The sequence below is a fragment of the Curvibacter sp. CHRR-16 genome (assembly GCF_018474005.1).
In the GTDB taxonomy this organism is placed as follows: Bacteria; Pseudomonadota; Gammaproteobacteria; order Burkholderiales; family Burkholderiaceae_C; genus Allorhodoferax.
The window spans coordinates 276,251-299,260 of sequence record NZ_JAHCSH010000002.1 but is presented as its reverse complement, the minus strand read 5'-3'; the positions used below and the strand labels follow the sequence as shown (position 1 = coordinate 299,260).

The 23,010-nt window shown below is 52.7% G+C and carries 24 protein-coding genes; 17 read left to right on the top strand and 7 right to left on the bottom strand.

Annotated elements, in window-relative coordinates; translation table 11 throughout:
- Positions 1–6: 6 nt before the first annotated feature.
- The 10 genes from KIK84_RS04970 (at position 7) to KIK84_RS04925 (ending at position 10,735) form a co-directional block, all read left to right on the top strand.
- Entirely contained in the window at positions 7–624 is a 618-nt protein-coding gene (locus KIK84_RS04970) for a Tim44 domain-containing protein (RefSeq protein WP_214121908.1), read from the top strand.
- 24 nt (positions 625–648) lie between these two features.
- Positions 649–1,185: a hypothetical protein gene (locus tag KIK84_RS04965; protein ID WP_214121907.1), complete on the top strand. Its 537-nt coding sequence runs from the start codon at positions 649–651 to the stop codon at positions 1,183–1,185.
- Positions 1,186–1,196: 11 nt separating this feature from the next.
- Positions 1,197–2,753: a ubiquinone biosynthesis regulatory protein kinase UbiB gene (gene ubiB / locus KIK84_RS04960; RefSeq protein ID WP_214122315.1), complete on the top strand. Its 1,557-nt coding sequence runs from the start codon at positions 1,197–1,199 to the stop codon at positions 2,751–2,753.
- A gap of 53 nt (positions 2,754–2,806) precedes the next feature.
- Complete coding sequence (locus KIK84_RS04955) at positions 2,807–3,112, top strand: FmdB family zinc ribbon protein (protein WP_214121906.1); 306 nt, start codon at positions 2,807–2,809, stop codon at positions 3,110–3,112.
- A gap of 48 nt (positions 3,113–3,160) precedes the next feature.
- Positions 3,161–3,796, top strand: coding sequence for a DUF502 domain-containing protein (locus tag KIK84_RS04950; protein ID WP_349815909.1), 636 nt, complete (start codon positions 3,161–3,163; stop codon positions 3,794–3,796).
- A gap of 52 nt (positions 3,797–3,848) precedes the next feature.
- Positions 3,849–5,642: an aspartate--tRNA ligase gene (gene aspS / locus KIK84_RS04945; RefSeq protein WP_214121905.1), complete on the top strand. Its 1,794-nt coding sequence runs from the start codon at positions 3,849–3,851 to the stop codon at positions 5,640–5,642.
- A gap of 158 nt (positions 5,643–5,800) precedes the next feature.
- Positions 5,801–8,338, top strand: a complete 2,538-nt coding sequence (locus KIK84_RS04940) for a cache domain-containing protein (protein WP_250207758.1) — start codon at positions 5,801–5,803, stop codon at positions 8,336–8,338.
- A 52-nt stretch (positions 8,339–8,390) separates the two neighbouring features.
- The gene (locus KIK84_RS04935) at positions 8,391–9,536 is read left to right on the top strand and encodes a phospholipase D-like domain-containing protein (protein WP_214121903.1); all 1,146 of its coding nucleotides are present in this window, start codon (positions 8,391–8,393) and stop codon (positions 9,534–9,536) included.
- Between the two features lie 42 nt (positions 9,537–9,578).
- Entirely contained in the window at positions 9,579–10,310 is a 732-nt protein-coding gene (gene folE / locus KIK84_RS04930) for a GTP cyclohydrolase I (protein WP_250207808.1), read from the top strand.
- Positions 10,311–10,312: 2 nt separating this feature from the next.
- Positions 10,313–10,735, top strand: a complete 423-nt coding sequence (locus tag KIK84_RS04925) for a BLUF domain-containing protein (RefSeq protein ID WP_214121902.1) — start codon at positions 10,313–10,315, stop codon at positions 10,733–10,735.
- 2 nt (positions 10,736–10,737) lie between these two features.
- Here KIK84_RS04925 and KIK84_RS04920 read toward each other — a convergent pair whose 3' ends face one another.
- The 5 genes from KIK84_RS04920 to gpmA form a co-directional block, all read right to left on the bottom strand.
- Positions 10,738–11,568, bottom strand: coding sequence for a MinD/ParA family protein (locus tag KIK84_RS04920; RefSeq protein WP_214121901.1), 831 nt, complete (start codon positions 11,566–11,568; stop codon positions 10,738–10,740).
- On the bottom strand, positions 11,568–12,374 hold the full coding sequence (locus tag KIK84_RS04915) for a GGDEF domain-containing protein (RefSeq protein ID WP_349815901.1): 807 nt from the start codon (positions 12,372–12,374) through the stop codon (positions 11,568–11,570). Before KIK84_RS04915 ends, KIK84_RS04920 begins: the two co-directional genes overlap by 1 nt.
- A 101-nt stretch (positions 12,375–12,475) precedes the next feature.
- Complete coding sequence (locus KIK84_RS04910) at positions 12,476–13,228, bottom strand: HesA/MoeB/ThiF family protein (protein WP_214121900.1); 753 nt, start codon at positions 13,226–13,228, stop codon at positions 12,476–12,478.
- Between the two features lie 5 nt (positions 13,229–13,233).
- Entirely contained in the window at positions 13,234–14,661 is a 1,428-nt protein-coding gene (locus KIK84_RS04905) for a S41 family peptidase (RefSeq protein ID WP_214121899.1), read from the bottom strand.
- A 33-nt stretch (positions 14,662–14,694) separates the two neighbouring features.
- Positions 14,695–15,438 (bottom strand): 2,3-diphosphoglycerate-dependent phosphoglycerate mutase, encoded by a 744-nt coding sequence (gpmA, locus tag KIK84_RS04900; RefSeq protein ID WP_214121898.1) that lies wholly within the window; start codon positions 15,436–15,438, stop codon positions 14,695–14,697.
- 87 nt (positions 15,439–15,525) lie between these two features.
- Between gpmA and KIK84_RS04895 the strand changes: the two genes are divergently transcribed.
- The 5 genes from KIK84_RS04895 to KIK84_RS04875 all read left to right on the top strand — a co-directional run bounded on the left by KIK84_RS04895 (position 15,526) and on the right by KIK84_RS04875 (position 18,861).
- Positions 15,526–15,933, top strand: coding sequence for a rhodanese-like domain-containing protein (locus KIK84_RS04895; protein ID WP_214122310.1), 408 nt, complete (start codon positions 15,526–15,528; stop codon positions 15,931–15,933).
- 75 nt (positions 15,934–16,008) lie between these two features.
- Complete coding sequence (locus KIK84_RS04890) at positions 16,009–17,064, top strand: substrate-binding domain-containing protein (RefSeq protein WP_214121897.1); 1,056 nt, start codon at positions 16,009–16,011, stop codon at positions 17,062–17,064.
- A 19-nt stretch (positions 17,065–17,083) separates the two neighbouring features.
- Positions 17,084–17,347 (top strand): glutaredoxin 3, encoded by a 264-nt coding sequence (gene grxC / locus KIK84_RS04885; protein ID WP_214121896.1) that lies wholly within the window; start codon positions 17,084–17,086, stop codon positions 17,345–17,347.
- Between the two features lie 44 nt (positions 17,348–17,391).
- Positions 17,392–17,823: a protein-export chaperone SecB gene (gene secB / locus KIK84_RS04880; RefSeq protein ID WP_214121895.1), complete on the top strand. Its 432-nt coding sequence runs from the start codon at positions 17,392–17,394 to the stop codon at positions 17,821–17,823.
- Between the two features lie 42 nt (positions 17,824–17,865).
- The gene (locus KIK84_RS04875; protein WP_214121894.1) at positions 17,866–18,861 is read left to right on the top strand and encodes an NAD(P)H-dependent glycerol-3-phosphate dehydrogenase; all 996 of its coding nucleotides are present in this window, start codon (positions 17,866–17,868) and stop codon (positions 18,859–18,861) included.
- Between the two features lie 6 nt (positions 18,862–18,867).
- On the opposite strand, the gene coq7 is transcribed toward KIK84_RS04875, so the two are convergent.
- Positions 18,868–19,500: a 2-polyprenyl-3-methyl-6-methoxy-1,4-benzoquinone monooxygenase gene (gene coq7, locus KIK84_RS04870; RefSeq protein WP_214121893.1), complete on the bottom strand. Its 633-nt coding sequence runs from the start codon at positions 19,498–19,500 to the stop codon at positions 18,868–18,870.
- Between the two features lie 242 nt (positions 19,501–19,742).
- Between coq7 and KIK84_RS04865 the strand changes: the two genes are divergently transcribed.
- Together KIK84_RS04865 and KIK84_RS04860 are read left to right on the top strand one after the other, a co-directional pair.
- On the top strand, positions 19,743–20,726 hold the full coding sequence (locus KIK84_RS04865; RefSeq protein ID WP_214121892.1) for a porin: 984 nt from the start codon (positions 19,743–19,745) through the stop codon (positions 20,724–20,726).
- Between the two features lie 232 nt (positions 20,727–20,958).
- Positions 20,959–22,086 (top strand): porin, encoded by a 1,128-nt coding sequence (locus tag KIK84_RS04860; RefSeq protein WP_214121891.1) that lies wholly within the window; start codon positions 20,959–20,961, stop codon positions 22,084–22,086.
- Positions 22,087–22,154: 68 nt separating this feature from the next.
- On the opposite strand, the gene KIK84_RS04855 is transcribed toward KIK84_RS04860, so the two are convergent.
- On the bottom strand, positions 22,155–23,003 hold the full coding sequence (locus tag KIK84_RS04855; protein ID WP_214121890.1) for a MurR/RpiR family transcriptional regulator: 849 nt from the start codon (positions 23,001–23,003) through the stop codon (positions 22,155–22,157).
- Between the last annotated feature and the right edge of the window lie 7 nt (positions 23,004–23,010).

Below are 23,010 nucleotides of genomic sequence, written 5' to 3'. Positions count from 1 at the left end.
GCGAACATGCAAGTCACAGGGTGGTTGATAGGGCTGTTCGCGTTGGTTTTGGTGGCAGGGACTTCTTGGCTGTGGTGGCGCAAACGCCAGCAGGTAACAGCTAGCTTGGCTGCGCCTGTGGTGCCCACGGTGCGCAGTAGCAGCTACAAACCTGACAACGTGGGCAATGACGCTTCTGCCCGCCCGTGGGAGCAGGGCGATTTGGTGGGGGCCGATTTGCATTTGCCAAGCCTGAACATGCCTGCAGGATTCGATGCGGTGGCATTCGTGGAATTGGCCAAAAAGCACTTCTTGGCGCTGCAAGATGCATGGGATAAGGCCGACATGGCCTTGCTGCGATCGCGCATGACCGATGGCATGTTGCTGGAGGTGCACCAGCAATTGCTCGACCGTGAAGCATTGGGGTCAGAGGCTTTGGCCCCGACCGAGGTGGTGATGCTGCAAGCCCGTTTGGTGGGTGTGGAGTCATTGCCCCAAGAATGGCTGGTCAATGTCGAGTTTTCTGGCCTGATTCGTGAAGATGCTTCGGCCGGTCCTAATCCATTTCGCGAGGTTTGGAGTATGGTCAAGCCCTTGGATGGCCGTACCGATTGGCTAGTGGCTGGGGTACAGGCATTTCAGTGACAGTGTGCAGAGATAATGGCGCTTATGACTGATCGCCCCTCTCCTTTGGCCTTCTTGGCCAACTTGGCCCAACACTTGCCCACACCTCCTTTGCCACCACAGTGGTTGGTGGAGGAAATGCAGCGCAAGTTGGTACTGGTACTCAACCACATCTTGCAACAGGAACCCCAAGCCATGGAGCGCTTGCGCCGACAGCAAGGCCATGCAGTGCTGTTTCAGTGGCAACAGTTCACCCTCTATTGCAAGGCCACACCGGCTGGTTTGTTGGATTTGGCGGCGCCCACTGATAAGCCAGCGTTGACGTTGACCATCTTGGCCGAATCGGCTGTTGAACTGGTGCAGCATGCGGTGCAGGGTAGCAAGCCCCCAGTGCGCATTGAAGGTGATGTGCAGCTGGCCGCCGAGATGAATTGGCTTACCCAGCATGTCCGTTGGGACGTGGAAGAAGATCTGGCCCGTGTGCTGGGCGATGTGCAGGCGCACCAGTTGGTGCGTGCTGCCCGCTGGGTCGCACAAGCATTGCAACAGTGGGTCGCTGCACGCGCAGCACCTGCGGCCTGAGCGGGGTGCTTATGTTGCGTGGCTTGTTCATCCTGTGGGTGGTGATTCGCTATGGTCTTGATGAACTGGTATTGAGCAGTACTGGACACAAGGGCCTGTTTCTGTTGTCGCGAGTGTTGTTGCTGGGACGTTCTTGGAAAACCTCGCGTGGTCAGCGCATGCGCGAGGCGCTAGAGCGCTTGGGGCCGATTTTTGTGAAGTTTGGCCAAGTGCTATCCACTCGGCGCGATTTGCTGCCCCCCGATGTGGCCGATGAACTGGCCAAGTTGCAAGACCGCGTGCCCCCCTTCAGTTCAGATACGGCCATTGCTATGGTGGAAACTGCGCTGGGTAAGCGATTACAAGACATTTTTGTCTCGTTTGAGCGCATTCCCGTAGCCAGCGCATCGGTAGCGCAGGTGCACTTTGCGGTGTTGCGTGATAAGCAGGGCTATGAACGGCAAGTGGCTGTGAAGGTGTTGCGCCCCGGTATGCGCCGCGTCATTGACAAGGACTTGGCTTTGATGCGCACCATGGCCCAGTGGGTGGAGCGCTTATCGCGTGATGGACGTCGTCTTAAGCCCCGTGAAGTGGTGGCTGAGTTTGATAAATACCTGCACGACGAGTTGGATTTGACCCGTGAAGCTGCCAATGCTGCCCAGTTGCGCCGCAACATGGAGGGGTTGGATTTGGTGTTGATCCCTGAAATGCTATGGGACTACTGCACCGAAAATGTATTGGTCATGGAGCGCATGCACGGTGTGCCGATCAGCCAAGTGCAGCGTTTGCGAGAAGCGGGGGTTGATATCCCTAAGCTGGCGCGTGATGGTGTGACCATCTTCTTTACCCAAGTGTTCAGAGACGGCGTGTTCCATGCCGACATGCACCCTGGCAACATCCAAGTCAGCCTTGCACCTGCGACCTTTGGGCGCTACATCTCCTTGGATTTTGGGATTGTGGGTACGCTTACCGAGGTGGACAAGCAGTATCTGGCACACAATTTTTTGGCATTTTTTCGCCGTGACTACAAGCGTGTTGCACAGTTGCACATTGAGTCGGGTTGGGTGCCTGCTACGGCGCGTGTGGATGAGTTGGAAGCCGCGGTACGTGCTGTGTGTGAACCCTATTTCGACAGGCCATTGAAGGAAATATCCTTGGGTATGGTGCTGTTGCGTTTGTTCCAAATGTCCCGTCGTTTTCAGGTGGAAATACAGCCCCAGTTGGTGCTACTGCAAAAGACTTTGCTCAATATAGAAGGCCTTGGGCGGGAGTTGGACCCGGATTTGGATTTGTGGGCTACGGCCAAACCATTTTTAGAGCGCTGGATGCAAGAGCAAGTGGGCCCCAAGGCCCTGTGGCGTTCGCTCAAAGCCCATGCTCCCCAGTATGTGCAGTTAGTGCCCCAATTACCCGCGCTGGTGCACCGTGCTTTGCAGGCGAAAGTCAATCCCGATGAGACATTGACGCAAGAGTTACTGCGTGAGCAGCGCCGTACCAATCGTTTGTTGCAGACACTCATTGCGCTGATTGTGGGCTTTTCTGTGGGCTTGTTGCTCATGCAAGTGATGGTGCGTCTGCGCCATTGGTAGAGCCACTTCTATAATGGCGGGTTTTTCCAACATTCTGCGAGAGGTCGTTTGCTATGCCAATTTACGCCTACAAATGTGCGTCCTGCGGATTCGCTAAGGACGTGTTGCAAAAAATATCCGATGCACCCCTGACGGAATGTCCGTCATGTGGAAAAGCTGCATTTTCTAAGCAGGTCACTGCAGCGGGCTTTCAACTCAAGGGATCGGGGTGGTATGTGACCGATTTCCGCGGTGGTTCCGGTGGTGGTTCGGCTGGGGCGAGCAGCCCTGCAACCCCAGCAGCTAGCACCACTGACGTGCCCAGTGCCCCAGCCACTGCTGCAACTGCCAGTTCCTCTAGCGAGGGCTCTGCAGCCTGAGTTAGCTTTGTCCACCTTGTTTATCCACCCACAGGAGCCCATGTGCCAATCAGAAAATACCTATTGACTGGTTTGATGGTGTGGTTGCCACTGGCGATCACTATTTGGGTTCTGTTGTGGTTGGTGGGGATGCTCGATGCGGTGCTGGCGGCCTTTTTGGCGGCTTTATCGGCAGTGTTGCCAGCCTCTATGGCAGTCCAAGTGCTGGGTTTGCAGCATGTGCCTGGTGCCGGGGTAGTGCTCGTTGCTGTGGCCTTGCTGCTCACAGGCGGTTTGGTGTCGAACGTGGCGGGGCGTTGGTGGGTGCGCCAATGGGATCGCTTGTTCACCCATATCCCGATCGTGAAATCCATCTACAACAGTGTGAAGAAGGTGTCCGACACCTTGTTTTCCAGCAATGGCAATGCATTTCGCACGGCTTTGCTGATCCAGTATCCACGCCAAGGGTGCTGGACGGTGGCATTCCAAACGGGCACACCCAGTGGCGAAGTGGCCCAGCATGTGCCAGCTGACTGCATCAGTGTGTATGTGCCCACCACGCCCAACCCTACCAGTGGATTCTTTTTGTTGGTGCCCAAGTCGGAGGTGGTCGAGCTGTCCATGAGTGTGGATGAGGCCTTGACCTATGTGATTTCTATGGGGGCTGTTGCTCCTGGTACGTCGCAGCCTGCGGCGTCCGAATAGTTCTGTCAGTAACCTGCTGCATCGTCGGCAATTTGAAGCAAGAAAGCTCTTTATGGCTATGCGTTCTCACTATTGCGGTCTGGTGACCGAGGCCCTGTTGGGGCAAACCGTAACCCTGTGTGGCTGGGTGAACCGCCGCCGCGATCATGGGGGCGTGATTTTTGTGGATTTGCGTGACCGCGAAGGCTATGTGCAAGTGGTGTGCGATCCCGATCGCCCCGATATGTTCAAAGCCGCGGAAGGCTTGCGCAATGAGTTTTGTATCCAGATTCAAGGTTTGGTACGCGCTCGCCCCGAAGGTACAACCAATGACAGCCTCAAGAGCGGCAAGATTGAGGTGCTGTGCCAAGAGTTGACGGTGCTCAATGCGTCGGTGACCCCTCCTTTCCAGCTGGATGAAGACAACTTGTCAGAGACCACCCGCTTGACCCATCGTGTGCTCGATCTGCGCCGCCCGTACATGCAGAACAACCTGATGCTGCGCTACCGCGTGGCCATGGAAGTGCGCAAATTCTTGGATGCCAATGGCTTCATCGACATCGAAACTCCCATGCTTACCAAGAGCACGCCCGAGGGTGCGCGGGACTACTTGGTACCCAGTCGTGTGCACGATGGCCAATTTTTTGCCCTTCCCCAATCCCCGCAGCTGTTCAAGCAGTTGTTGATGGTGGCGGGTTTTGACCGCTACTACCAAATCACCAAGTGCTTCCGTGACGAAGACTTGCGTGCCGATCGCCAGCCTGAATTCACACAGATCGATATCGAAACATCGTTTCTGACCGAACAAGACATTCGTGACATGTTCCAAGGCATGATCACCAATGTGTTCAAGAACGTTTTGAACATCGATTTGGGCGAATTCCCAGTCATGGCGTACTCCGAAGCCATGCACCGCTTTGGCTCAGACAAGCCAGATTTGCGCGTGAAGTTGGAGTTCACCGAACTGACCGATGTGATGGCCGATGTGGACTTTAAGGTGTTCTCAACCCCAGCCACCATGAAGGGTGGCCGCGTGGTGGCTTTGCGTGTGCCAGGCGGTGGCGAAATGAGCCGTGGCGAGATTGATGGCTACACCGAATTCGTGAAAATTTACGGTGCCAAAGGCTTGGCTTGGATCAAAGTCAACGAGGTAGCCAAGGGGCGCGAGGGTCTGCAGTCCCCTATCGTGAAAAACTTGCACGACAAGGCGATTGCTGAAATTTTGCAACGCACAGGCGCTAAAGATGGCGATCTGATCTTCTTTGGTGCCGATAAAGCCAAGGTGGTCAATGACTCTATTGGTGCATTGCGCATCAAAATTGGTCACAGTGAATTTGGCAAGAAGAATGGGCTGTTTGAAAATCGTTGGGCTCCTATGTGGGTCGTGGATTTCCCCATGTTTGAATACGATGAAGAGGATGATCGTTGGACGGCTGTGCACCACCCCTTTACTGCGCCCAAAGACGGTCATGAAGACTGGATGGCAACTGCACCAGAGAAGTGCATTGCCAAAGGCTATGACATGGTGCTCAATGGTTGGGAAATCGGTGGGGGGTCGGTGCGTATCCACCGTGCAGATGTGCAGAAAAAGGTATTTGATGCCTTGAAGATTTCCCCTGATGAAGCACAACTCAAGTTTGGCTTCTTGCTCGACGCCCTGCAGTATGGTGCTCCTCCGCATGGTGGTTTGGCATTTGGTTTGGATCGCATCGTGACCCTGATGACAGGGGCCGAATCGATCCGCGACGTGATTGCTTTCCCCAAAACACAACGTGCCCAGTGCTTGTTAACCCAAGCGCCTAGCCTTGTGGATGAGAAGCAATTGCGCGAACTGCATATTCGTTTGCGTAACCCTCAGCCCAACTAATAGGTTGGAGCGGGACAATTCCCGCTTTGTGCTGCTTGAAAACCCTAGTTGGCGTGAGCTGGCTAGGGTTTTTTAATTGGTGCAAATTTTGCTTACCTTTTATCAGGGAGGGTAATGTGCATCACTTATTGCAAAAAACAGAACGATGGATGCGCTACATGCCGCTAGTGGATAAGCAGCGGCAAGAGTTGCGTTTGGTAGAAATGGCGTGGGATCAGTTGACGTTGTTGTCGTCAATGTCCTTGCTGTCCACAAAGGCGTCCTCCGGTGAGGATCTATCGCGGGCGCGGCATGATTTTGCGGCTTTAGCCGATGAGCTCATTCAAGGTTTGGTACGAGAGAGCCTGCGCCACTCGGTGGACGATATGTCCAGCTTGGCACAAATCACCATTGATGTTTTGGTTCGCAACTTGTTTGAGCGCACTGCTGACATCGGTTTTTTGGCCATGGATGAATCAATAGCGGAATATTTGCACAATCCCACCGATACAGGGGCCGCACACATTGAGCAGCGCTTACGCGAATATGTGCAGAAGTACTCCGTCTACAGCAATGTATTTTTGTTTGATGGGCAGGGGACTTTGCTCACGGCCTTGCAAGCACTGGATGCGGATACGCCAGTCAGTGCCACGCAGCATAAGAAAGACGCTGCATTTTTACAGCAAGTACTGACTTCTGCGGATGCATTTGTAGAAGATTTTTCTGTGCATGGTTTTGCCAATTCAGCAGAGCCCAGCCTTGTGTATGCACATCCCGTGGCATACCAAGGGCGGGTATGCGGGGCACTGTGTTTGCAATTTCGCTTGGTTGATGAAATGCAGGCACTTTTTGCCACTTTGTTGACACAGTCAAACTCAGCAACAAAAGGGGTTTTGTTGGGTTTGGTGGATGCCAATGGCTGTGTGCTTATTGGTTCCAATACGCAACTACTCCAACGCGGTTATGTGTTGGACACAACAGAACCGACAAGCGTAGTGACGCACTGGGGGCGACGTTATTTGCAGGTTGTGCGGGAAACCCATGGTTTCCAAGGATATGCCGGTCCGGGTTGGCGAGGTGTGGCATTGATACCCATGGATTTGGCGTTCGAGGATTTTGCAGAGGAAAGCACAGCAGGGGATGTTTTATCGGCCAGTACCCAATTGCTGTTACCTGATTTGCAAACCATTCCCCTGCGTTCGGCTGCAATTCAATCGGCTCTAGAGCGCTCTGTGTGGAATGGTTTGCTTGAGCTGTATGCCGTGGGTGATAAAGAAGGCGTGGCACCGCGTGATCGTTTGTTTGCCCAAACGTTGCTGTCCGAAGTGGGGGTGACTGCACGCAAAACAGCACAGGCGTTTGCAAGCGCACTGAATAATTTGTACCGTGGTGTGGTGGCCGCTTTACAAAGGGATGCGCAAACACGTGCAGATTTGGCAATGCAAATTGTGGATCGCAATTTGTATGAGCGTGCCAACGATTGCCGATGGTGGGCACTTACTCCGAGTTTGGGAGAAGTACTGCACCAAGGGCATGATGAGCAAGGCAGTGCGGCCAAAGTGCTTGAGCACATCAATAACCTATACACCGTTTATAGCTGTTTGGTTTTATTTGATGCCACGGGCAAAGTAGTGGCGGTTTCACAGCCGAGGATGCGTGACCGAGTTGGTTCCCAAGTGCATGCCGCATGGGTCAATAAAACGCTCCAGTTGAGTGGTAGCCAAGCCTATTGGGTGAGCCAGTGGGAGCCATCGGAGTTCTACGATGGTCTAGATACCTTTGTCTACAGCGCAGCTGTGCGAGAGCCGCAATCTGGGCGTGTAATAGGTGGGATTGCGATTGTGTGGGATGCACAGGAGCAACTCAATTCGGTGGTGGGGGCATGTGCTGAGGGTTTGCGCGCCGATGAAGTCTTGCTCTTTAGCGACAAGAATGGGCACGTTATTGCCTCTTCCAATGCCGATTTAGCCAATGCCTATGCTGCTGTGTGCAGCCCAGCCAGTACATGCCAGTTGAACGGTTTGACCTATGGGGTAGGGCAGTCTCGGGGTTGGGGGTATCGAGAGTTCCGTGCTCAAGATGGATACGAGCATGGTCTTACTTGCACGGTGTTGCGCATGGTGCGTGACAAACAAGCAGAGACTGTGACACCGCCTGCTTTGTTGCAGCAGCCCAATCTCAACCGCGAAAAAGGCATTCATATCGCTACCTGCATGGTGGGGAAGCATTGGTTGGGGCTGGATGCGAGTTGCATTCAATTAGCTGCATCGGATACGCAAATTTTGCATGCGGGTGGAATGCGCGCCCCATTCTTGGGTATGGCGAAGGTGGGTGACAGGGTATTCCATGTTCTGGATATGCGTGACGTTTTGGATTCAACTACTGCGTCCAAGCCTGATGCGCGACTGGCAGATCCCAATCGCCAGTTACTGGTGCTCAACATACCCGGAGAGGGAGGGCAGCGGTACGAGTTTGCATTGCGTGTGGATCAACTCGGGCCGATGTTGCATGTTGAATCGCAGCGGGTTCAGCCCGTAGCTATGACTGGAGATGGTGTGGCAGCCAACACCATGGTTGACGCGGTGATCTCTTTGCCTGCTAGTGATGGACGCCAATTGCTCTTATGCCGCGTTGGTTTGCGTTGGCTACGGCAGTGTGCTCAAGGCAACAATCTTGCATGGCAAGAGGGTATGAATGTTGACGCATTCTCACCCTGATAGGGGTGTTTGCAGAGTGGTCGTTCTGGCGTCAATTCGTTAGCATGGGCTAATGGGTGAGTTTGTTTCTACCGATATTCGTTTACTACAAGGCGCACACGAATGGTTTGATGCGCTGCTGGCAGATATTCACTGTGCCCAAAGGGAAATTTTGCTTGAAACCTATACAGTGGCAGAAACGGGGCGCGTGGTTGAGGTATTTGATGCGTTGATTGCTGCTGCAAAGCGAGGTGTGCATGTCGCGTTGCTGGCAGATGCTTTGGGCTGTGGCGAGGCACCGCATGCATGGCTTTATCGCCTGCACAGTGCAGGCATTCATACCAAGTTGTACGCGCCATTGAGGCGAATGGATTGGCTACTACCAGGCAACTGGCATAGATTGCATCGCAAACTTTGCGTCATAGATGCCTACACGGTGTACTGCGGCGGAATGAATTTGCTTGATGACTATTGGGATCCACACCACGGGCATCTGGTAGCCCCTCGCTTGGATTTCGCCGTACGCCTGCAAGGCAGCATTGCATTGGCTGTCCGTGCTGCTATGCACACGGCCAAAGTAGCGCTACCCCTTCAGACGCTCCCTAAAGCACGAGTAACTCCGCGATCGGTGGGGCAAGGGTGGGAATTTTTGTTGCGTGATAACTTTACCAAGCGTGTACGCATTGAAAAAGCGTATTTGCGGGCTATAGGCCGGGCGCAAAGTGAAGTTTGGATTGCAAACGCGTATTTTTTACCTGGGCGAAAAATGCGCCATGCGCTGATGCGTGCTGCAGCACGGGGTGTGGATGTGCGCTTGTTTCTCCAAGGACGCTATGAGTATTTCTGGCAGTACCATGGTGCGAGGGCTATTTACGGAATGCTGCTGGCCTCAGGGGTGAAAATTTACGAATACAAGGCCAGTTTTTTGCACGCCAAAGTGGCTGTCGTAGATGCCTGTACGACACGTCCGTGGTTTACCGTCGGTTCATCGAATTTGGATCCACTGTCCTTGCTGCTTAATTTAGAGGCTAACGTTGCGGGCAGTGATGCGGCATTTGCTCTAGTTTTGCGCGAGCGCTTAGACCAACTCATGCACAGCGCTGGCCATGCTGTTGAGCCAACTGCCTACGCTGCAAGATCACTCACAGGCAAGGTGCGAGAATGGTTGGCATATTCTTTGATGCGCGCAATGCTTTGGTTGGCAGGGCGGCGCTACTAGTACTTCATATAGGGGTATGGGAAGGCTGCTACCATGCTTGCCATGTCTGCTATGAACCCTACCAATTCAAACCTACCCAGCTCTGGCGATGATGTCGGCACCCCTGTATCGGTCAAAATTCGGGAGCGCTTACTCGCAGCGCGTCAGCGCTTCAACGCCAATGACAATATTGCCGATTACATCCAGCCTGGAGAGCTAGAGCAGCTTCTCGATGAGGTGGAGGGCAAGATGCGCGGTGTCTTGGAAAGCTTGGTCATTGATGTAGACAATGACCACAACACCGATAAAACGGCCCGTCGCGTGGCCAAAATGTATTTGCAAGAAGTGTTTAAAGGGCGGTACGTGACGACGCCTAGTATCACTGAGTTTCCGAATGTCGGTCGATTGAATGAACTCATGATCGTGGGGCCGATTACGGTACGCAGTGCATGCAGTCACCACTTCTGCCCTGTCATTGGCCGTATTTGGATCGGTGTAATGCCCAACGAGCATACCAACGTCATAGGGCTTTCTAAATATGCCCGCTTGGCCGAGTGGATTATGGGCAGGCCACAGATACAAGAAGAAGCAGTCTTACAACTGGCGGATCTTATCCAAGAAAAAACACGACCCGATGGTCTGGCTATCGTGATGGAGGCGACCCATTACTGCATGGCTTGGCGTGGCGTTAAAGACATGGACAGCAAGATGATCAACTCCGTGATGCGTGGTGTTTTTCTGAAGGACGCTGTCCTGCGACGGGAATTTTTGGCTTTGATTCCGCAACGAGGTTAACCATGCTTGTGCGTTTACTGTATGCCAGTCGAGCTGTTGATGCTTCCACAGAAGCAATCGATGCTATTTTGTCCCAGTCCCGCCAGTGCAATAGTAGCCATGGCATAACAGGGATTTTGTGTTACGGCGCGGGTATATTTTTGCAAGCCATCGAGGGCGGTAGAGCTGCCGTGAATGAACTTTATGGGCATATATTGCGCGACCCACGGCACACCGATGTAGTGTTACTGCATTACCAAGAGATTGCTGAACGTCGTTTTGGCAGTTGGACTATGGGGCAAGTTAACGTTGCCAAAATCAACAGCAGCATTTTGCTCAAGTACTCAGAAAAGGCCGAGCTCGACCCGTACTCTGTCTCGGGCCATGTGTCCTTGGCTTTGCTAGAGGAACTGATGGCCACAGCCTCCATCATGGGCCGATCCTGAGCCTATCGGTTGATTACCACTTCTTCTAGTTTGGCTGCCAATTGCGAAATAGCCAAGGCGGCTGGGCTGCCAGGCATGTTTTGCAACAATAGCTGGCGACGCATCACAGCTTGCCGCACAGAGGGATCGGCTGGTATGTCGCCTGCGTGAAGTAGTTTGACGGCCGGTTGCCCTTCTTTGCCCACGAATCGATCAAGCACTTGTTGCAGCTGCATGGTGATGGCGCGTCCATCGCCTGTGCGGGCCGTTTGATTGATCACCAAGCGAATTTGCTGTCGCTTTTGCTGGTTGGCAAGTACCTTGATCGTTGCATATGCATCGGTCAGCGAAGTCGGCTCTGGTGTAGCGACAACTAGCACTTCAGAGGCTAAGGACACTGCAAAAAGAACAACATCGGAAATTCCCGCGCCAGTGTCTAGCAGCATCACGTCGTAGTGGGGTACCAAACCCACCATGATGCGCAAAAATTCGTTTCGCACTTCGGGGGTAAGGCGCGAGTACTCCACCATTCCTGAGCCAGCCAATAGCACTGAAAATCCGCCTGGGGCGCGGATGATGGCTTCCTCTAACTTTGCTTTGCCTGTGAACACGTCGTGCAGCGTGGTTTTGGGATAGAGATTCAAAACCACATCCAAGTTGGCCAGTCCTAAGTCGGCATCCAATACCAGCACGCGCAGTCCACGCTTGGCCAATGCAGCAGCCAAATTGGCGGATACAAAAGTTTTGCCTACGCCACCCTTGCCGCTGGTGACGGCGATTACTTTGCCAAGAGGCTCCAACGGAACAAGATTCTCTTGAGCTGTAGATTCAGAAGGCTTGAGCACTTCAGTCATCACAATACCCTTTGCTCCCCCGCCGAAGGTGGGGGCGAAATGGTTTCTGCGCCTGTATACGAGGCGTCATCAACCAAACTGTTTATGCCGGTAAAAGCCAGTTGTCCAAACAAGAAGTTTTTCTCTTCTGCACTGACTGACACATCTTGTTGTTGATCAAGTTCAACCCGATTGCGCCCGCTTTGTTTGGCGCGATATAGCTGAACATCGGCTCGTTCTAGCCAAAGTGAAGGCGTGGTTCTCACCCATTCATGGGCAAACGCGCCACCGACACTGATGGTGATTTGGAGGGATAGATTGGGTGTTATGGCAATCGACTGTTCTTCTATTTGGGCGCGCAGACGCTCCGCAACGCTGATTCCGTAACTAGGCTGGCAGCTTGGTAGCAAAATGGCAAATTCTTCTCCGCCAAGCCGAGCCACAGTATCCATGGGACGCACACTGGCCGATAGAGAGCGGGCAATTGCTTGCAAAACCGAATCGCCAGCAGCGTGTCCATAGTTGTCATTGACCTGTTTGAAGTGATCAATGTCCAGCATCAGCAACAAGGCAGGCTCACCGGAGCGAGCTACCATATCGATGGCTCGTTCCAGCACGGACTGGAATTGGCGTCGGTTGGCTAAACCAGTTAGTGGATCACGCAAAGACAGTTCGCACAATCCATCAATCACGCTTTGCAGATAAGCGGCTGCCGATTCTTCTAGCGGTGGTGCTTGGTATTCAGTGGTATGTGCCAGGAGCGCACGTGCATTGTCCAACTGCAGTTGATGCAAGTCGACAAGAGCAGGTTGAATTTGCGTTACCACGGCCAATGAATTGAATAATACTGAACAAGTCTACCAGTTAAGTGTCAACCAAAGCATCGAATTGCACTGTGGGAAGCCCATTGAAGTGCGGTGTTTTTGCACTATTTCAAATGACCGCATACCGTACAGTGAGCTGAGCGTGGTATTGATAGCCTATTCCAGCTGCAATCCAAAGCATCGTGCAATAAAAGTTGGGAGTGCAGCGGTAGCCCTATTTTGGCTAATACCAACAAGGATTGGTTCGCTTGCATGCTGCCCATCACCCCCACTAGGGGGCCGATCACTCCGCTGGTGGCGCACGATATCTCTTCAGGCGGTGCCGAGGGTGGGTACAGGCAGGCATAGCAAGCGCTGTTGTCTTGCGCAAAATCGAATACGGCCAGTTGTCCCGAAAAACCTAGCGCGGATGCACTGATCAATGGTTTGTGGTGGGTGACGCATGCCGCATTGATGACCTGACGGATTGTGAAGTTGTCGGTGCAGTCTAAAACGATGTCATGCTGGGGCACCCATTCATTCAGTGCTGCGCTATCGGCTCTTTGTGCAATAGCATGAACTTGAATGCTGGGATTAAGGGCCAGCATTTGGTGGCGCAGGGAAATGGCTTTGTTCTCACCGATTCGGTGGTCATGGTGCGCTATTTGCCGTTGCAAATTCGACAACTCAATGGTGTCGTGATCCACCACAGTGATATAGCCCACGCCTGCTGCTGCCAAATAAAGCCCAGCAGCACAGCCTAACCCGCCTGCGCCAATGATCAAAGCGCTCGAGTCAAGCCAACATTGTTGGGCTTCAACCCCTGCTTCGGGCAAGAGCACATGCCGGGCATAGCGCAGTAGCTCGGCATCTTGCATGCTAATCAATTGTCCTTGGGGGTTTCTTTGCGCTCAGTTTGTGTCTTGCTGACTTGCACAGTTTTGCCTTTGAGCTGATTCAAGGCTTGCTGCAGTTGGAAGTCCTCAGATGAGCCAAATTCAGGGGCTTTGCGTTCGCTGGCTGGTTTGCGAGACTCATCTTCAAGGCGTTTCATGGCGTCCTCACGGGCTTTTTCCAATGCTTCATTTTTTTGTTCTGCGCCATTGGTCAAATGCTTTTCAAGATCCGCTTCACGCATACGCAGCACAGCATAGGGACTGCCTTCCGCTGTCTCATCTACCAAGACATCGGGCATTATCCCTTTGGCTTGGATGGAGCGACCGCTGGGGGTGTAATAGCGCGATGTGGTGATCTTGACACCAGTCTCTTGGCTTAATGGGCGGAAGGTTTGTACCGAGCCCTTACCAAAGGTTTGGCTGCCCATAATGGTGGCGCGGCGGTGGTCTTGCAGTGCACCAGAGACAATCTCACTGGCAGAGGCTGAGCCTTCGTTCACTAAGACGATCAGGGGAATTTTTTTGATTGATGCGGGCAAACTCTTAATGAGATTGGCCCCATTAGTGCCCATGTATTTGCCACCAGATTTGAAAACGTCGTTACTTTCAGTGGTTTGGCCTTTGGTTGACACAACGGTCACGTCATCAGGCAAAAAAGCGGATGACACAGCAATAGCTGCCGAGAGTAAGCCACCTGGATCATTGCGCAAGTCCAGTACTAAACCTTTCAATTTAGGGTCTTGCTTGTAAATTTCTTCGAGTTTTTTCACGAAGTCCTCGGTCGTACGCTCTTGAAATTGGCTAATACGCACCCATGCATAGCCGGGTTCAAGCACCTTGCCACGTACCGATTGTTGCTTGATTTCTTCTCGCACAATGGTCACGGGAAATGTGCGATTCTCATCTTTACGGTATATGGTCAGGATAACTTTTGTGTTGGGCTCGCCTCGCATGCGTTTGACAGCTTCGTTGAGTGTCAGACCTTTGACTGCAGCATCGTCAATGCGGGTAATCAAATCGTTGGTTTTGAGGCCTGCCCGAAAAGCGGGTGATCCTTCGATCGGTGAGACGACTTTTACCAAGCCGTCTTCTTGGGTGATTTCAATGCCTACGCCGACAAACTTTCCGGAAGTGCCTTCCCGAAACTCTTGGAATGATTTTTTGTCAAAGTACTGCGAATGGGGATCCAAGCTAGAGACCATGCCCGATATGGCATCGGTGATCAATTTCTTTTCATCTACAGGCTCTACATAGTCACTCTTGATGATGCTAAATACCGCTGCAAGCTGCTGCAACTCCTCCAGCGGCAGTGGTGCCATGGTGTTGCGCGCAACGGTTTGCAGCGATACGGTGGTCAGGGCGCCAGCAAAGGCGCCAATAGCCATCCATCCAGCGATTTTCAGTTTGTGACCCATAGTGTTCCTTAGTTCGGCAGTGGGCTAAAAAGTTCAGGCCTTGCCTTGCAATGCAACTGCTGCTGCAGCTTTAGCAGCAGCTTCCGCGTCACCCAGATAGTAGTGGCGAATGGGTTTGAGATTTTCGTCCAACTCGTACACCAAGGGAATGCCATTAGGAATGTTCAAGCCAACAATGTCCGCATCAGAAATGTTGTCCAAATATTTGACTAATGCACGAATAGAGTTGCCATGGGCCGCAACCACAATGCGTTTTCCCTCTTTGATCGCGGGCGCCATGGACTCATTCCAGAACGGCAACACGCGCGCCACAGTGTCTTTCAGGCATTCAGTCAAGGGTACATCGTTGGGGTTGATCTTGGCGTAGCGCAGGTCTTGGCGTTCGCAGCGCGGGTCTGTTGGTTCCAGTGCTGGAGGAGGGGTGTCATAGCTACGGCGCCAAATGAGCACTTGCTCGTCACCATACTGCTTGGCCATGTCGGCTTTGTTCAGTCCTTGCAATGCGCCGTAGTGGCGCTCATTGAGGCGCCAGCTGTGAACGACGGGCAACCAAGTGCGATCCATTTCATCCAAGGTGAGCCACAGGGTGCGAATGGCACGCTTGAGAACGCTGGTGTAAGCCACATCAAACTCATAGCCTTCGGCCTTGAGCAGACGCCCGGCATTTTGGGCTTGTTCAATGCCGGTAGCGGTCAGATCGACGTCTGTCCAACCAGTAAAGCGGTTTTCGAGATTCCAAGTGGATTCGCCATGGCGAATAAGAACGAGTTTGTACATGGGCTAATTCTCTAGGGTTTTATGGAAGGCCAACTGCAAATTCTAAAATGCGACACTTGCTTTTTAAACAACAACACAAGGAACACTGTGAAATTCATTCTCGATAACTGGGCTTTCATCCTTTTGGCACTCGCCTCCGGCGGGATGCTGCTGTGGCCCGTGATTGCTGGCAGCGCTGCTGGTGGCATACCCGCGCATGAGGCTGTGCAGCTTATTAACCGTGAAAAAGCGGTGGTGGTGGATGTGTGTAGCGCACAAGAGTTTGCTACAGGGCATATCGTCGGAGCGCGCAATATTCCATTGACCTCTCTGGAAGCTGAATTGCCAGGAGCAGTCAAAAACAAGCAGCAGCCACTTATTTTGGTTTGTCAGTCGGGGGCACGATCATCGCGTGCTGTGAGTCAAGCACGCAAATTGGGTTTTGAGAAAGTCTATTCCTTGGCTGGTGGCTTGAAGGCGTGGGGTGCAGCCAATTTGCCACTAGAAAAGACTTAATGCAAGGATTTGGCTTTCTCTGCAATGCTGAACTCGCTACAGTCGCCGCAGCAACTGTAATCCGAGGAGTTCTCTATGCAAATGAATGCCTATGTGCAAAAAGTTTTGCGCTATTGTCTGGTGGCGGTTTGTTGTGCAGGTGTTGGTTTCGCATCGGCTCAGACCGCCACCAAAAAGCCCCGTATCGCTTTTATAAGTTCGGCCAAATCTTCATCCAAATGGTGGGATCCGGTTAAAAACGGTATAGCGCAAGCTGCGGAAGATTTTGGTGTTGACGTGGATTTCATAACCCCAGCCGATGGCGAGCTGGATGGCATGATCAAAATCATCAACGAAATCGACCCCAGCAAATACGCTGCTGTGGTTTCCACCATGCCCAATCCTGGGCGCTTGCGCAACCCGCTTGCAGCCATGGTCAAGGAAAAGCGCTTACCGCTTATTACCACCAACTCGGGCACTCAAGAAGACAGCGAAGCCGTTGGAGCCATTTTGCACGTGGGGCAGCCAGAGGAGCTTGCTGGGCGGTTGGCTGGCGAACAAGCCCGCAAAGCAGGTGCCACAAGCTTTGTGTGCATCGTTCGCTCTGTGGACAATGCTGCTACCAAGCAACGTTGCGAAGGGTTTGCTAAGGGTCTAGGGGTTGCAGGCCCTGTGGCTATGTTCGAGCCACAAGGCAAAGATGCAGAGGCAGAAGCCAGCATTGCCAAATTCATCGAAGGTGCTGGGCCTGTCAACAGCATTTTGACAACGGGGCTGAATGAAGCGATTGCCACCATGGGGTATTTGCGCAAAAGCAAGAACTCTAAAAAGCCCCACTTGGTCACGTTCGATCTGTCCAAGGAGGTGGCGACGGGAGTTACTTCAGGCTTAATGGACTTTGCAATAGATCAACAGCCTTACTTGCAGGGGTATTTGCCTGTGGCAGTCTTGGCGCGCAAGCTGAAATATCCCGAAGAGTCTGCGCTGCTGTTGCAAATTGGCTTATTTTCTGAAAATAAGCTGCATGTGCGGGCTTCCAAGTATGGGTTGAGTCTCAAGCCAAGCAATGGGCGACACATCTTGTCTGGTCCGGCTTTTGTCACTCGCCTTAATGTCGATAAGGTTGATCAGTACATTGGACAATATCGGTAATTGTTCCTAAGGAAACCGTATGCAAGCCGTCAAAATGTACACAACCGCTGTCTGCCCCTACTGCATCCAAGCCAAACGCTTGTTGCAGGCGCGTGGGGTGGCGGTCATCGAAGAAATTCGCGTTGATGCCAACCCTCAAGAGCGTGCAAGGATGATGGAGATCACCGGGCGACGCACCGTGCCGCAAATCTTCATCGGTGATACCCATGTAGGGGGCTGCGATGATTTGACTGCCTTGGATGCGAAAGGTGGCTTGGTTCCCTTGCTGCAAGGACAGGCCTGACATAATCAGCGCCTTTGTCATCGTTCATCCACAGAAAGCAAGCCATGGCGGATCAAGATCCTGTATTCCAAATTCAGCGCGTTTATCTCAAAGAAGCATCCTTGGAGCAACCCAACTCCCCTGAAATTTTGCTCGAGCAAGAGCAACCAGCTCTGGATATTCAATTGGGTGTGGAGGCCAAACCAGTGGCTGAGGGGGTTTACGAAGTGGCAGTTACTGCTACTGTGCAGACCACGCTGAAAGAAAAAACAGTGTTCTTGGTCGAAGCCAAGCAAGCCGGTATTTTTGAGATTCGCAACGTGCCAGATGAGCATCTGAGCCAGTTGATGGGCATTGCTTGCCCGCAAATCGTCTACCCCTATCTGCGCGGTAATGTGGCTGACCTCATTCAACGTGCAGGCTTCCCTCCGGTGCATTTGAGTGAAATTAATTTCCAAGCGATGTACGAACAACAGCGTTCTGAGCAAGCTCAATAACAAAAAGTGCCCGCAGCCCTTGTGCTGCGGGCTCAAGCTGCTATGAAAGTTGTAGTGTTAGGGGCGGGTGCTTGGGGTACCGCCTTGGCTATTAGCGCGGCGCAATCACCGCGCCATCAAGTCACCTTGTGGGCACGTGATGCAGCGCAAGTGCAGACTATGCAAATGGCGCGCTGTAATGCTCGTTATTTGCCAGCGAGTCATTTTCCAGATGCTTTGACTATTGCTGCAGCACCTGTAGACGATGTGCTTGCAACTGGTGCTGATTTATTTGTCATTGCAACCCCCATGCGGGCTTTGCGTGGCATGCTCCGACAACTGGCTCATAGGGTGTCAGATACCCCCGTTGCATGGCTGTGCAAGGGTTTTGAAGCTGGCGAGCATGGGTGGTTGCCACATGAAATCCATGCCCAAGTTGCCCCCAGTTTGCATGCAGGTGTGCTCAGTGGCCCCAGCTTTGCGCAAGAAGTAGCCCAAGGTGCACCAACGGCGCTGGTAGCTGCCAGTACCTTGGCCCACGTGCGTTCTGCATTGGTGGACGCATTCCATGGCCCCAATATGCGTGTTTACGCCAATACCGATGTTGTCGGTGTAGAGGTGGGTGGTGCGGTGAAAAATGTGCTGGCGATTGCAACTGGCCTGTGCGATGGCTTATCGCTGGGGCTGAACGCGCGTGCAGCACTTGTGACCCGTGGCTTGGCTGAAATGAGCCGCTTGGGCGTCGCCCTAGGGGCGGATGCTGAAACTTTTATGGGTTTGAGCGGCTTGGGCGACTTGGTGTTGACTGCAACAGGCGATCTTTCCCGCAACCGGCAAGTTGGTCTAGCTTTAGCCCGTGGCTTGAGCTTGGAGCAGGCGGTGGCCGCCCTAGGACACGTTGCCGAAGGGGTATACAGTGCCCGTACGGTATGGGCTAGGGCCCAACAATTGGGTGTCTCTATGCCTATTACAGGGTGCGTGGTGGGGTTGCTGGATGGTGCACTCACCCCAGTGCAAGCCGTAGCAGCCCTTATGGGGCGCACCCCTGCGGCTGAGTAGTTGGCTTTACAGGCGATAGGCCACCGTTGTCATGACCTTGGCCGCGGCACGCATCAGCTGCTTGACGGGGGGAGGGAGATCCTTGGCACCCTCCTTAGCCGCATTTTCAGCATGGCGCAATTCGTCAGCATGCATCTGCTGGACTATGTCGCGTGAAGTGGTATCTCCACTGGGTAGGCCACTGTCTGCACTGCCATCGTAGGGTTGCAGATGGCTTTGCAAATGAGCCCCCACTTGGTGTTCCGTTTCGACGACAAAGCCCAAACTCCACGCATCGCCTAGGCGCCCTGCTACCAAGCCTAGGCCAAACGCACCTGCGTACCACAGGGGGTTGAGCAGAGACTTTCGGCCTCCAAGCGCTTGTAGGCGCTGCTCTGTCCATGCCAAGTGATCGGTTTCTTCTTCGCATGCATCCAGAAAATGTTTGCGTAAAGCAGCGTTGGACGTTGTCAGCGCCTGTGCTGTGTACAGTGCTTGGGCACAAACTTCTCCCACATGGTTCACACGCATAAGGCCTGCGGCATGTTGGGTTTCTGTTTTGCTAAGTGAATTGGATAGTTTTGTGTAGCTAATTTGCCCGCTTGCGGGGGCAAACAAGGTACGCAGTGCGCTGTTGGCAGCGACCAAAATGTCATTCATAGGTCGAATTCGGTGGTTGGTTTGCTCATTTTGTTGGAAAAATGCCTAAATTTTCGAGTGACATATTTGCCAATGTTGTCGTGTTGCAACGAAAGAAGACAAAAAAGTCACTTTTTGTCTTCTTTTCTTTGCCAAGAATGTCGTGCTCTGGTTGAATAGCAACAACTTCCTAGACAGGAGGTTGGCTCGGGGCTCTGATCCATCAGGCCAGAGTCCTTCGTTTTAACCTGGAGAAAATTTTCATGAAAAAGACTCTCGTTGCTTTGGCCGCTCTGGCTGCTACTTCTTCTTTCGCACAAGTGACTATCACTGGTGAGTACTGGTATGGTTACCAAGCTACCCGTTCTGTTTCTGGTGCTGATGCAGCAGGCTTCGGTGTTGATACTGCTTCCATCTTCTTCAACGCATCTGAAGATCTGGGTGGTGGTTTGAAGGCTGGTGCAAACATGGCCATCGACACTTTGACACGTACAACTGCTTCTGGTGGCGATAGCTCCATCAATCTGTCTGGCTCTTTCGGCAAGATCGAAGGTGGTTACATCAAGGGTGCTAACTACTCTGAAAACGTTATCTCCGGCTTGGCTGGTTTTGATGGCAAGGTTTCTGCTAGCCGTACTACCAACGACTACGTGAAGTACACATTGCCAGCATTTGGCCCTGTGACTGTGTCGGTTGGTGCTGATGAAGCTTCTTCTACAGATTCCGCTACCGGTGCTGGTTCTGCTGGTGACGCAACTGTTACTAAGCAACGTAAGGTTGGTATCGCTGCTGCTTATGCAGCTGGTCCTGCTACTGCCGCTTTGGACTATGCGCAGTACGATAGCTACGAAGGTAGCAACAACAATAACAAGTCCCGCGTACGCGTGAAGGGTTCTTATGATCTGGGCGTTGCAAAGTTGGGCGCTGCTGCTATCAACACTACCAAAGTTAAAGGTACTTACCAAGAGTTCTTGGTCGGTGCAACTGTTCCATTTGGCAACCTGACTATTGGTCTGGACTACATCAACTCCAAGCGCGACGGTACAGGATCTTCTGTTGGTGATGGTACAGCTGCCTTGGCTTCTTCTAGCGACACTACTGGTGACGTGAAGAACTCTGGCTATGGTTTGACAGCTTCTTACGCTCTGAGCAAGCGTACTGCTGTGTCCTTGACATACAAGAATTGGGATCAAAACGGTGCCAACCGCGGTACAGACACAGCGGTATTGCTCGGTCACACTTTCTAATTTAAAGCTGGCGTAAGTCAGTTTTTATTGGAAATAAAAACCCGCCCTTTTAGGGCGGGTTTTTTTATGCAGACTTGATGCTTAAGGGTGGTTTTTAGAGTGCCTAGCCTACGATTTTCTAGGGGGATCCCCAATGCGGGTTGAGAGCCTTTTTGATGCAATGCATACAGCTTCTAAAACAGGAAGTTTTGCCGCTGGTAGTACCAGCTTATTCGCTTAAAGGTATTGGATTATGAAAAAAACTTTGATTGCTATGGCCGTAACTTCGCTGGCATGGGCTGCCCAAGCACAGGTCACTATCAGCGGTCAGTATGTCTATGGATATAAAACAAGCCATGACACGAGTGGCAACGATGCGGCAGGTTTTGGTGTTGATACATCAACGATCAATTTTTCGATTGTTGAGAATTTAGGCGCAGGAAAAACTGTTACAGCAGAGATGGGTTTTGACGGGCTTACTCGTGCATCCACAGCTGGTGGGGATAGCAAGATCAGCTATACGGATCAATCTTTTGGCCGTATCGAAATGGGCTATGCTAAGGAAGCAGATATCTTCACAGATATTGCTTACGGTGGTGGGAATCTGATCAAGTTTGACAGCAAACTGAATCAAGTCCGTACATCCAAAGAATATCTGAGCTATACAGCATTGAGTGGCCCAGTTCTCATGCGATACAAATTTAGCGAGTCAAGCAATGGCTCGGGCATTGGTTTGGGTTCGCAAGGTACGGCTAGCGCCTCAACTACTGGTGCTGTGGGACAGGGGCAGCACGATTTCATAGTGGCATATCTGACGGATACCTTGAAAGTGGGGGCTGGCTACCGTAAATATACGAATGCAGACGATACCGGCGGTATTTTCAATGGCAATAGTTTGACTAAGAAAGAGATTTATCACCTTGAAGCCGGTTATGACTTTGGTTACATGAAGCTAGGTGCAGGCTATGACCATGCCAATGTGAGTTGGGGTGTCACCCAAGACAACGTACTGTTCGGTATGAGTGTCCCTGCCGGTAAATGGCTGTTTGGTGCTGCTTGGGAGCAATCGCGTGTCAATGGTGTTACCGATGCTCCATTAACTGCCGTAGGACCGTTGACTGGGGGTACCGCTTCTGCCGTTAAAGCTGCGCTGAATCGTGTCGATGGCACTGCAAGTGGTATGACAGTAAGCGCCCAGTATGCATTGAGTAAACGCACCAATATTGCGGTTCGTTACGCAACTTGGACAGTCAGTGGTTATGAACAGTTTGAGCGATTTGGTACTGCTGCTGCAACCAATGGTGTGGTCAGCTCATTGAGCATTTTGGGTTACAAACAAAACGAAAGTGCTGCAGATATTTTGCTGAGCCATTCGTTCTAAGATTTATCAGCAACTATCCTGAAGCGTAGCTTCCAGCAAAAAGGCCGCGTAAGCGGCCTTTTGCTTGTTCACGCATACCGTTTGTTGCGCAGGTTGTTTTTCATTTCTTGCAGCAGTGGCTGCAGTTGGCTGCTGCCTATGCGCAGGGCGACACAGGTGGCCAGGATGTCGATCATCATCAAATGCAGCAGGCGCGAGACCATGGGGCTGTATTTGTCAAAGCCTTCGGGGTGGTCGGCACTGAGGTGAATGTGCCCGGCACTGGCCAGTGGCGAGCCGCTGGCCGTGATGACGATGGTGGTCGCCCCGTTTTTGCGCGCAATGTCAGTCGCATCCATCAGGTCGCGGGTGCGGCCTGAGTTGCTGATGATGACCACGCAATCGCCCGCGCGCAGCAGCGATGCACTCATGACTTGCATGTGCCCGTCGCTGTAGGCAGTGGTGTTAATGCCTAGCCGGAAGAACTTGTGTTGCGCGTCCTGCGCCACGATGCCGGAGTTGCCCACACCAAAGAACTGAATTTGGCGTCGGTTGCTGTAGGCTTCGGTCAATGCCTTGACGGCTTTTTCTATGGCGGCGCTCGAGGCGTCGTTGCGGTATTTGAGAAATGCCGCCACCGTGTTGTCCACCACTTTGACGAGCACGTCCCCCACTTTGTCGTCCGCGTCCACGCTGCGGTGGATGAAGGGAACGCCTTCGTTGACTGTGCCAGCCAGCTTGAGCTTGAAGTCGGCCAAGCCGTCATAGCCCACGCTGCGGCAAAACCGCACCACGGTGGGCTTGCTCACGTGGGCTCGGTCGGCCAGTTCACTCACAGGCAGTTTGGCAAAAGCCCGTGGGTCAGACAGGCACAGCTTGCCCACCCGCTGCTCTGCAGGGGCCAATGAGGGCAGGCAGGCACGGATGCGGTCCAGCATGGGGAGA